The sequence below is a fragment of the Sphingobacterium prati genome (assembly GCF_013167215.1).
In the GTDB taxonomy this organism is placed as follows: Bacteria; Bacteroidota; Bacteroidia; order Sphingobacteriales; family Sphingobacteriaceae; genus Sphingobacterium; species Sphingobacterium prati.
In genome coordinates, this window is sequence record NZ_JABJWY010000016.1 from 336,883 (window position 1) to 348,163 (window position 11,281).

The following is an 11,281-nucleotide window of genomic DNA, read 5'->3' on the forward strand; positions in this document are numbered from 1 at the left end:
TGCATCATGAAAATACAAAGTATCCTAATCTATAGTTTCGTTGCGTCAGCTACATTATTGGGCTCCGCTTGTCGAAAGTATGTTGAAATAGAACAGAATGATAGACGTACATTAAAAACAACAGACGATTACCGCTATCTCCTAAATAATAAAGGCAACTTTGAAACATCTTACTTATTGCCACTGGTAACAAGTGATAATATAGCACCTGAGGTTGCCAGCACGGCTGCAAGTGTTTGGGGTGGTAGTACGCAATTGGCCTATATATGGTCAGCTCAATTCTTTACGGGCGACCAGCAAGACGGAGGCTGGAATAATTTGTACAAACATATTTACGTTGCCAATGAGATTTTGGACGGTGTGATGGATAGCCAAAATGGAACTCCGGCGCAAAAGCTGGCTGTAGCGGCTGAAGCCCGTGTTCACCGCGCATTTGCCTATTATTCATTGGCCAATCAATATGCGCCTGTCTACGATCCTACGAAAGCGGAGAGTCAACAAGGATTGCCTTTGCTGCTAACAGTAGACCTTTTTCAGAACTTGAGCCGTGTATCTCTGACACAGGTATATGAACAGATAATAACAGATTTGACTACCGCAATAAACAATTTGCCAAACTATCCGAGCTTTAATTACCACCCGTCAAAAGTATCCGCTTACGCTTTAATGTCTAGGGTGTATTTGACCATGCGCAATTTTGAGGAAGCTGGCAGATATGCGGATCTGGCGCTAGCATTGGACCCGACAATTTATAATTTGGAAGACTTTACTGGAGATGAAACATTTCCGCGTCTCATCGACGATAAAGAGGTTTTGCTATCTAAGACGAGTGCAGGTTATATGATAGGACCGCTTAATCCGGAGCTTATTTCTTTGTATAAAGAAGGTGACCTTAGGCTTAAACTATTTATTGACAATGAACCCGGGACATATAAAGGATATATATATAAGAAGCCAGTCTTTAATAGCAGCGGCAATTATTATAATGCTTCCTATGTGGGTCTGAGCAGTCCTGAAGTCCTACTCAACCGTGCAGAAGTATACGCGCGCCAAAACAATGCTGCTAAAGTGGTGGAGCTTTTGAACCTATTGCGCAAGAAGCGTTTTTCGGCAGATAAATATGTGGAGCTTACGACTGCTGATGTAAATAGCGATCTTTTACAGTCTGTTATTGATGAACGCCGTCGCGAATTTGTTGGAACGGACTTACGGTGGTACGATATGCGTCGCCTTACACTGGATGGTGGGTATTTTAAGACTATTACCCGGACTTTCAATGGGCAGACCTATAGCCTAAACGCTGGTAGTCCAAGATTGGTTTATCCTATCAACGAACGAGTGCTATCTTTTAACCCTGAAATTGGCCAGAACCCTAGATAATTTATATAAGATGAAAAAACAGACGATTTTTTTAGTGTTGTTGTTTGTCCAGGCTGTGTTATATGCGCAGCCTCGATTTGACAGCAGCGTTTTCAAGCCGGCAAAACCAAAAACGACAGACCTTGTTCAATTGGTTTACAATGCCAAAGACAAAGATCTGGAATTTAGCGATGCCATACATGCCGCATGCTTCCTCTTCGAAGATTTTGAATGGAGACAGATGAACCTTTCCCTGCAGAAAAATGCGACAGGACTATGGACCGTAACGGTACCAGTTAAACCGACGACAGCTTTTATTGGCGTTAAATTTTATCAGGGAGATGCCGATCATCCGGATGCCTTGGATAATAATCAGGACCTTGGTTACGCTATTGCACTGAGTGATGCAAAAGGAAAACCGGTACAAGGTGCTTATTTGGGAGAAGCTGCTTTTCAGGCGCCAATGATTGCAGGCGGTGGCATTTTTGCGTATTATAACAATCAGCCCAAAAGTTTGCCAGCAGAATATCTGAAGGGTTTAGCCGATAAGGAGTTTGCATTATCAGGTAAACGCTATCTGGATTATTTTCAATCCTTGATGAACTTACAAAAATTGGCTTTGGGTGATGGTTTTCCTGCCTATGCCAAAAAGCTGTTGATCGATGGATTAAAACAAAAAGACTTGTCTGACCAGGTTCTCAACCAGTTCTATACATTCGCTAGTGGACGTCTTCAAGATCAGGAGTTGACTCAGTTGGTTGAAAAAAGAGTAAATGCTGACTTTCCGAACGGTGCTACTGCACGCTTTATTGCTTATAGTAATACCAAAGGAAGCAGTGCAGACAAGAATGAAGTCATCGCTTCGTACGAGAACTTCCTAAAGCTTTTTCCAGTACAACAATGGCGCCAACGCCCAAATGCGCAGGGTTTTATCTACTACGCTGTATACCGCGGTCTTGGATCGGCTTACTTTGACTCCAAACAGTTTGATAAATTTACTAAGCTGTATGACGATATCGATTTTCGAACAGGCAATGAGTTGATGCGTTGGAACATTATGCGCGCTTATATGTTCAAACTGGTCGGTAAAGATAGCCTTTATCAGGTGTCAGAAGCGATTTTGCCCAAATTGATCGCACGTAAGGGAGACAACTCTTATAAAGAAGATTTTGACCGTCAGGCACAGGCTGATTCCAATGTGGTTAAAAATTTGGATGACCGTTTGTTTACCCACATTTCTTTATTAAATGATCTCAAAAAATATGAGGAAGCTAGAAAATATTTCTTATTGCTATCTGAAGACGGTAAATATAACAATGCTGAACTAAACGAGATCAACCTACAGGTATTAGAGGGGCTGGGCGATGATAAGCAGATCTTACCCATGCTTGAAATGAGCTTAAGGTATAATGCGATGACACCACGCATGTTTGACAAGTTAAAAGCGATTTACTTGAAAGGACACGCTGGGGATGGAAGCGGTTATCAAGCTTATCTAGATGGACTAAAATCTGATGAAGAAAAAGCAGAAATGAAAGCCTATGTGGATCATAATTGGGTAGATCACCCTATGCCTGATTTCCGTTTAGAAACTGCTGATGGTCTGTTTATTACACCGGATGACTGGAAAGGTAAGATTGTGGTTGTGGATTTTTGGGCAACCTGGTGTCGTCCATGCATTATGGCATTTCCAGGTATGCAATTGTTGATAGACAAATATGCCCAGGATAAGCATGTTGCCGTCTATATGTTGGGAACGATGCAGACAGGAGATTATAAAAGTAAATCAGTGAACTATGTACGTGGTGAAGGTTTCCGATTCAACTTGTTACATGATGCTGTCAATCCAAAAACCAACGAACAGGACTTGGTATTCAAACAGCTTGTTCCTTTATTCGGCGACTCATCCATTCCCCGTAAGATTATCGTAAAAGATGGCCGTGTACGCTATTGCTCTGGTGGGTATTCAGGAAGCCCAAGTAAGTTGATGGATGAGTTGTCATTGGCAATTGAAATTCTCAAAAACGAAAAATAAAAAGACTAAATCACTACTACATTATGAATAGGAAAGCAACGAGCTTGCTCGTCGGGATGATCGGTCTGAGTATGTCTTTACAGGCTCAGATGAACCCTAAATATAAATTTGAGGAGGCATTGAAGCTTATTCAGCAGAATTACGTCGATCAGGTGAATGAAGAACATTTGGTAGATGCTGCAATCAAAGCGATGATCGCAGATTTAGATCCACATTCACGTTATACAAGCCGTGAAGAGGCTGAGCAGATGCGCGTGGCTATGAGTGGAAGTTTTGCGGGGATAGGCATTCAATTTTTAAAAAATAATCATCAGATTTTTATCACCAAGGTCAACCCAGATGGTCCGGCCATGCGTGCTGGAGTACGTGTAGGGGATCAAATTCTCGCTATAGACGGTGACAGTATTACAGCGAAGGAATGGGGCAACCGGGAGATTATGGAAAAATTGCGCGGCGAAAAAGATGTTCCTGTGGTATTAGCAATCTTATCGCCGGGAAATACGGAAATTAAAAATGTAAAAATTGTCCGGGAAAATATATTAGAAAAGTCAGTTCGTGAAAGCTATATGGTGGACAATGAAATTGGCTATATTTCATTATCAATTTTCAACAGAACGACCCGCCAAGAAATCGATGCCGCTTTGAAAAGTCTGAAAGAACAAGGGATGAAAAAATTGATTCTTGACTTACAGAGCAACGGTGGGGGATATGTTGAGTCGGCTATTGGTGTAGCTGACGAATTCCTGCCCAAAGAAAAAATTGTTTTCTATTCTGTACCGAATGAAGGGGGGAAGGATTATTATTTTACAGGAGGTTATGGCCAGTTTTATGACGGTCAATTGGTTGTCCTGATTGATGAATCTACCGCATCCTCCAGTGAGATTGTAACTGGAGCGCTTCAGGATTGGGATCGTGCTGTTGTGATCGGCAGACGAAGTTTTGGAAAAGGACTGATGCAAAAGCCCGTTCCCCTTTCGGATGGCTCAGAAATGCAGCTTACAGGTGCTCGATATTACACACCATCGGGCCGATCGATTCAAAAGCCATATACGAAAGGCAAGGAAGATTATTTCGAAGATTTTAACCGTCGGATGGCATCCAAAGAATTGATGGAGGAAGGGCATGTTTCCTTTCCCGATTCTTTAAAATATACAACACTGGGTAGCAAAAGAACAGTGTATGGTGGTGGTGGAATCATGCCAGACCGTTTTGTTCCTATCGACACGAATGAATATAGCACATGGATGGCACAACTCATGAATAATGGATTAGTGGCTAAAGGTGGTTTTGAATTTGTACAACAAAATCGCGAAGCACTTCTCAGTGCTTATCCTGACTTTAAAGCCTTTAATCTAAAATTCAAGGTGCCCAAACAAGTGCACCAACAGCTGGTCAGCGCAGCGCGTGTCCAGTCTATTGCAATACCTCCGGATGAGCAGGTTGGAGCTCATGCTGCCATTGATGTTGAATTTAAAGCACAGGTAGGATCACTGCTTTATACAGGTGGTGATTATATGACCCGCGTCCGCAATGAATCTAACCAAAGCTTTAAGGAAGCACTTTCAGTGTTGCGCGACGAAAAACTTTATAAGCAATTGCTACAAGGGGGTACTGTAGGAGAGCTAAATAAAAAAAAGACAAAATAAAAAAGTAAAAAAATATGAGAATGATGAAGTGGGCGTTAGCCTTAGCGTGTGTGTTACCGGCAATGGGATATGCACAGCAAAACTATACATTACAAGGAACAGTTGGCAAATTAGATAAGCCTGCGAAAGCCTATCTTCGTTTAAATTACGAAGGGAAAGAGCGTATTGACTCTGTCGAAATGAAAAATGGCAAGTTTGAATTTAAGGGAAGCATTCCTTCGCCAATGGAGGCGCATTTACGTATTATCCATGATAATGCCCCTTTTGATCCAGCCAAACCTCCGAAGCAAGATATATTGCCTTTTCTTATTGAAGGAGCCACGATTAAATTTGTTGCTGCTGACTCCATCAAACAGGCTAAAATCTCGGGTTCGCCTTTAAATGTAGAAAACGAGCGGGTAAATGCGATGTTGAAGCCCATCTACGATCAATATGAGGCTTTAAATAATGAATATAAATCCAAATCCCTTGCTGATCAACAGGATCCAAAATATATCCAGTCACTGGAAGAGCGCGCCAATGCGATACAACAACAGACCATTGACGCAAAATTGGACTATGTAGCCAAAAATCCTAAAAGCTATATGGCCCTAATGGCTTTCAATTCGACTTTACCGCCTGAATTTGATGCCCCTAAAGCCGAGAAGATATTTGCTTCATTGGATGTGAGTCTACAGACTTCCGTTCTTGGAAAAGACTTAGCAAAGCGTATTGCACTTGTTAAGAAAACAAGCGAGGGTGTAGAAGCGCAGGATTTTACGCAACCTGATGTCGAAGGTAAACCAGTGAAACTCTCAGACTATCGAGGTAAATACGTCCTGATTGACTTTTGGGCATCTTGGTGCGCACCGTGCCGACGTGAGAATCCGAATTTAGTAAAATCATATGCTAAGTATCAAAAAGATGGATTTGAGATTTTGGGTGTATCGATGGATAAAGCCTCAGATAAAGCGAAATGGTTAAAAGCAATTCAGGATGACGGACTTACCTGGAAGCAGGTTGGTGATCTCAAAGGATGGGACAACGAAGCCGGAGTGATGTATGACGTAAAGGCTATTCCAATGAATTTCTTAGTAGATCCAAACGGCAAAATCATTGCGAAATATTTACGTGGCGAAGAATTGGATAAAAAATTGGCCGAAATTTTTGCAAAATAGATTTCATTAGCATTGGATCGTTCCTTTCCAGTGCTGACATTCATTTGAAATAAGAAAGAAGGCTGTCCCTGAGTACAGCCTTCTTCTTTTTAGGCAGAGCTCATAATATTTATCGCAGATATATAGATTAATCAGTCTTTGTGTCCCCAGTGGTTGTAGGCCCAGTTATGAAGCGTATACTTTATGTTTTGAAATTTGTATTCTAGTAGAAATTCGCCAATTTTCAATTCGATAGCAATGAAATATTGTAATTTTCAATGAAATAATAGCAGGTCTATAAAATGGAACGCTATAGGTCTCTGTTCAATTTTGAACAAAAAAAATGTTCGAAATTGAACAATTCTATTTATTATGAACTTTTATTGTACTGATAGTAAGGTGTTTGAGAAATTGGCAGACGAATTGAAACATCATAATGAATACTAGAAATTTCAATTTTACCTTATGTTGACCAACTACATAAAAATTGCCTTCCGTAATCTTCAGAAGAATAAGGGCTTTACGACGATAAATATTATAGGATTGGCCATTGGGATGGTTTCATCTTTTCTCATTATGCTTTGGGCATACAATCAAATAAGTTATGATCGTATTTATAAAAAAACGGATCAACTTTACGTTGTTGGGAATAAAGGCATATTAGATGGCATTACAAGAGTCTATTTTTCTACTCCTAAGCCTTTTGGTCCTGCAGCTTCGGGAGCATTTCCAGAGATTGCTAGTATTTCACGATTAGAATTTAGCAAGAACTTTTTGATGACCGTTGATGACAAGAAATTTAAGCCGGGTCATGGTGCATTTGTTGATCAGTCGTTTATTGAGATGTTTGATCTTCCTCTTTTATCAGGAGATAAAACAACTATACTAAAAAGCCCTTCTGAAATTGTGCTTACCGAAAAACTAGCAAAGTCAATATTTGGATCAACCGATGTTGTAGGTAGAATGATTAGAATTGATAGCACAGAGATGCTTTCAGTTTCAGGAGTTTTAAAGGATATTCCATCGAATTCAAGATTTAGAGATCATAATTACTTTCTGTCATGGAAATTTCTTGAGAAAATAGGCTGGTCAGACAAGAATTGGGGAAACAATTCGACACAAACCTTTATCGAACTTAATGAAGGAGTAAATTTTATAGACTTTCAAAACAAAATAAAGGGGTTTTATCAGCAACACGGAGATACTAAAAATGAGGTTTATCTGCAAGCAATTTCCCAAAGCTGGTTATATAATAAATTTGATAATGGAATTGCAATTGGAGGGAGGGTTGATCTAGTCATTATTTTTTTATCTATAGCAGGTATTATCCTACTAATTGCATGTATTAACTTCATGAATCTGAGTACTGCTCAAAGTGAGAAAAGAGCAAAAGAAGTAGGGGTAAGGAAGGTAGTGGGAGCGACTAAAAGCAGTTTGGTAACCCAATTTTTAATGGAGGCTTTAATCATGTCTTTTATTGCAAGTTTTATAGCAGTAATCTTACTTCTAATAATACTTCCATATTTTAATGACTTGATTGGCACTGAGCTGAATTTTAATTTAAAATCCCCTTATTTATGGATTTCTCTTTTTTTATTCTCATTATTTACTGGGGTACTCGCTGGTAGTTACCCAGCATTTTTTCTGTCTTCTTTTAAACCTACTAGGATTTTAAAGGGAGGTTTTCAAAAAATTGCTGGCGGGATGAATGCTCGAAAAATATTAGTGGTTTTCCAATTTACGATGGCCATCGTTTTCATTCTCATTTCAATTATTGCAGCAAAACAAATTCAACATGGCCTACATCGAGAATCAGGATTTGACAAAGAAAAACTTATTTATATCAATGATGATGGAGATTTGAAAAAGAACTATTCCAGAATAAAAAAGGAGTTAATAGATCAAGGCATAGCTACATCCGTATCTCGGAGTAAAAGCCCCATTACTGAAAATTGGAGTGGAAATATAATGGAGTGGGAAGGCAAACCAATTGATAATACGACCCAATTTAATCGAATTTCTACGGATGAAGATTTCATCACAACCTTTGGTCTTACCCTAATTAATGGGCGCGATTTTGATCTTCAAAAATTCCCAACCGACTCCTCTGCGATGATTCTTAATGAATCTGCGGCAAAAGAAATGAATTTTAAGGATCCCATTGGAAAGATGGTTCACGACGAAGGTAGAGATTGGCATATCATCGGTGTCATTAAGGATTATATTCAAGAGTCCCCATTTGGTTCAATAACTCCTATGGTTATTGAAGGAGCTTATGGTTGGTCAGCATTTACTAATATTAAGTTCCACCCTCAGCTACCTACTCAAGAGGCTTTGAGGAAGACAGAGGATATATTTAAAAAATATAATCCTGATTACCCTTTTGAATTCAAATTTGTTGATGAAGCCTATGCGCAGAAATTTGAGGAGACGAAAACATTAGGATTATTAGCAAATCTATTCACAGGATTAACAATATTTATTTCCTGTTTAGGATTATTTGGTTTATCGGCATACATGGCTGAAAATAGAACCAAAGAAATTGGAATCCGAAAGGTATTAGGAGCCTCCATATTATCTGTAACAAACCTATTGTCCAAAGAATTTATTTATTTAATTCTGATTTCTTGTGTTGTAGCCTTTCCAATTGCTTATTGGTTGATGGATAAATTTTTATCAAAGTTTGATTATAAGACAAACATAAGTTGGAATATATTTTTTATCACAGGGTTGGGTGCAATTTTTATAGCCATTTTATCAGTTAGTTATAAGTCGATAAAAGCGGCTTTGGCAAATCCAGTGAATAGCTTGAGGGATGAGTAAATAAGGCTTTGGATACGATACGAATTACATAGGTGTTTTCTACCCAGTAATTTGGAGTCATTATAAAGCTATTAGACCAGCTTGTTTTCTAAAACCTTCGAATTCGACGGGTTTAGAGTTGGCCATGCAGGGAGAATAGCCTTATTTTAATTTGACTATAAATGATAAATTATTGAATTGTCCTTTTGAAAATTGACCGAAATTTCGGGATACACACATTTCATTTTGAAATAACCTTGCATTTATATAGATTTAATATGAGTTTTGTTGCTTAGACCAAGTGTAACCTAGGGAAAATATAACCATGGATTTAAATGCAGTTCCATTGAGTCTTGAAGAGTTTAATCGCTTTAAATTGGGAGACGAAAAGGTTTTTAAAAAGATTTTTGATTTTTATAGACCTTTGATGTATCACAAGGTGCGTCGCGTATGTTCGTCCGACTTAGACGTGGAAGAGATTATGCAAGAGATTTTTGTGCAACTTTTTCTGAAACGTAATTCAATCCCCTCTGCGGAAGCTATCTTTCCATTTTTATTTTTAGTAGCAAAGCGAACGGCCATCACTTTGTTTCGAAAAGAGCTGTCTAGACAAAAATATCAAGTATCACAATTGGCAGAATGGGATGAATTGAGTGATGAATTAGAGCGGACGATCGCTCATAAAGATTTAGATAAAATACTCAAAACGATTGTATCCTGCTTACCACCGCAGCAAAAACTTGTTTTTCATAAAAGCAAAATAGAGGAAATGAGCTATGCAGAAATATCCGAAGAAATTGGTATTTCCAAAAATACCGTCCGCAACCATCTCGTAGCAGCATGTCAGTTTGTACGTTTGAAGCTTGATAGCTTACTTTTAATCCTTTTTTTAATAAAAAATATCTTTTGACTAGTTCATTGATCCTAGTTGTACGAATAATATTATAGCGTACAATAGATAAGGATGTCCAAAGTAGAAGCATATAAAATTATTATCAGCCAATTTTTGGCAAAAACATTAGACGAGCGTGCAAAGCAAAATTTTGCTAATTATCTTAACGATCCGGATTTTTTGAAAGCGTGGCAACAGCTTATGGATGAGGGAGAGATAGAACAGTCTCCGGACAATCAAATTGCGCATGATAATCTTTTTAAGATAATCATTCAAGATAAGAGAATAAGAGACCAAGTTGTTTCCGGCCCAATTACCAAGAAATCATCAATTCACATTCTACGAAATGTCAGTATTGCAGCTATATTGTTGCTAGTTGGTATATCTGCTTCGATCTTCTTCTTTATGCAAGAAAATAGACCAGATGACCGGGCGATAGCCAACAATCTTCCGGCGGTAGTTCCGGGGTCCCAAAAAGCCGAAATAATTTTAGAAAGTGGCGAGCGTATAGATCTTGAAAAGCTAAAATTGGATACGGTCATAGACAATGGTGCATTTGAGATTATAAAATCTGACAAAGGCTTTATATCGTATCGCTTGAAGAATTCAGAAGCTGGTAATCAGCAACCAGCGTACAATACTATCGTTACACCAAGGGGTGGAGAATATAAACTACTGTTGGCGGATGGTACAAAAATCTGGCTGAATGCCGCCACTACACTACGTTACCCAATTGGTTTTAATGGCGATGAAAGAAAAGTCCAACTGCAGGGTGAAGCTTATTTTGAAGTCGCCAAACAGGTCCACCATGGAAGGCGTGTTCCCTTTGTTGTCAATACGGGAAATCAGCAATTGGAGGTTTTGGGTACATCCTTTAACGTTCAGAACTATGGCAAAACGATCGTGACAACCTTGGTGGAAGGCAAGGTGAAATTAAATGTTCACGATAGCCCACAGGACAACCTATACCTAAGTCCTTCTGAGCAAGCCGTTTTTCAGTTTACGAACAAAAAATTTTTAAAGACTGCAGTTGACCCGCGCTATTTCATCGCTTGGAAAGAAGGGAAATTTGCTTTTTATAATACATCTATTGATGAAGTCATGGAAATTATCAGTAGATGGTATGACGTGGAAGTTCACTTTGATTATCGTCCCGAAAATTTTGCGTTCTCGGGCACAGTGTCAAGATATGATGATATCAACAAATTGCTCCGTACGATCGAATTAGTCGGAGATATTCACTTTGAATTAAAAGGGAGGAAAATTTATGTAAAAAGATAATTAATAAGAAGAGTTCAGGAGCGTTACGACCGCCCCTGAATTTGTCTTCGAAAAGACCAGGCTGAAAAAGATTTAATAGACTTAAAACCATTACAACCGTATGCAAAAATACAAAAAAAAACGGTATGGA

The 11,281-nt window shown here is 38.8% G+C and carries 7 protein-coding genes; all 7 read left to right on the plus strand.

What is annotated here, in order from left to right; translation table 11 throughout:
• Positions 1 to 6 precede the first annotated feature (6 nt).
• The 7 genes from HPC41_RS05125 (at position 7) to HPC41_RS05155 (ending at position 11,151) form a co-directional block, all read left to right on the plus strand.
• Positions 7 to 1,380: a RagB/SusD family nutrient uptake outer membrane protein gene (locus HPC41_RS05125; protein WP_172392940.1), complete on the plus strand. Its 1,374-nt coding sequence runs from the start codon at positions 7 to 9 to the stop codon at positions 1,378 to 1,380.
• 10 nt (positions 1,381 to 1,390) lie between these two features.
• Positions 1,391 to 3,394 carry a TlpA family protein disulfide reductase gene (locus tag HPC41_RS05130; RefSeq protein WP_172392941.1) on the plus strand — a complete coding sequence of 668 codons (2,004 nt, stop codon included), beginning with the start codon at positions 1,391 to 1,393 and terminating at the stop codon, positions 3,392 to 3,394.
• Positions 3,395 to 3,417: 23 nt separating this feature from the next.
• Complete coding sequence (locus tag HPC41_RS05135; RefSeq protein ID WP_172392942.1) at positions 3,418 to 5,040, plus strand: S41 family peptidase; 1,623 nt, start codon at positions 3,418 to 3,420, stop codon at positions 5,038 to 5,040.
• A gap of 20 nt (positions 5,041 to 5,060) precedes the next feature.
• Complete coding sequence (locus HPC41_RS05140) at positions 5,061 to 6,197, plus strand: TlpA disulfide reductase family protein (RefSeq protein WP_216660664.1); 1,137 nt, start codon at positions 5,061 to 5,063, stop codon at positions 6,195 to 6,197.
• A 444-nt stretch (positions 6,198 to 6,641) separates the two neighbouring features.
• Positions 6,642 to 8,999, plus strand: a complete 2,358-nt coding sequence (locus HPC41_RS05145; RefSeq protein ID WP_172392945.1) for an ABC transporter permease — start codon at positions 6,642 to 6,644, stop codon at positions 8,997 to 8,999.
• 304 nt (positions 9,000 to 9,303) lie between these two features.
• Positions 9,304 to 9,888, plus strand: a complete 585-nt coding sequence (locus tag HPC41_RS05150) for an RNA polymerase sigma factor (protein ID WP_172392946.1) — start codon at positions 9,304 to 9,306, stop codon at positions 9,886 to 9,888.
• A 54-nt stretch (positions 9,889 to 9,942) separates the two neighbouring features.
• Positions 9,943 to 11,151, plus strand: a complete 1,209-nt coding sequence (locus tag HPC41_RS05155; RefSeq protein ID WP_172392948.1) for a FecR family protein — start codon at positions 9,943 to 9,945, stop codon at positions 11,149 to 11,151.
• The last annotated feature ends 130 nt before the right edge of the window (positions 11,152 to 11,281 follow it).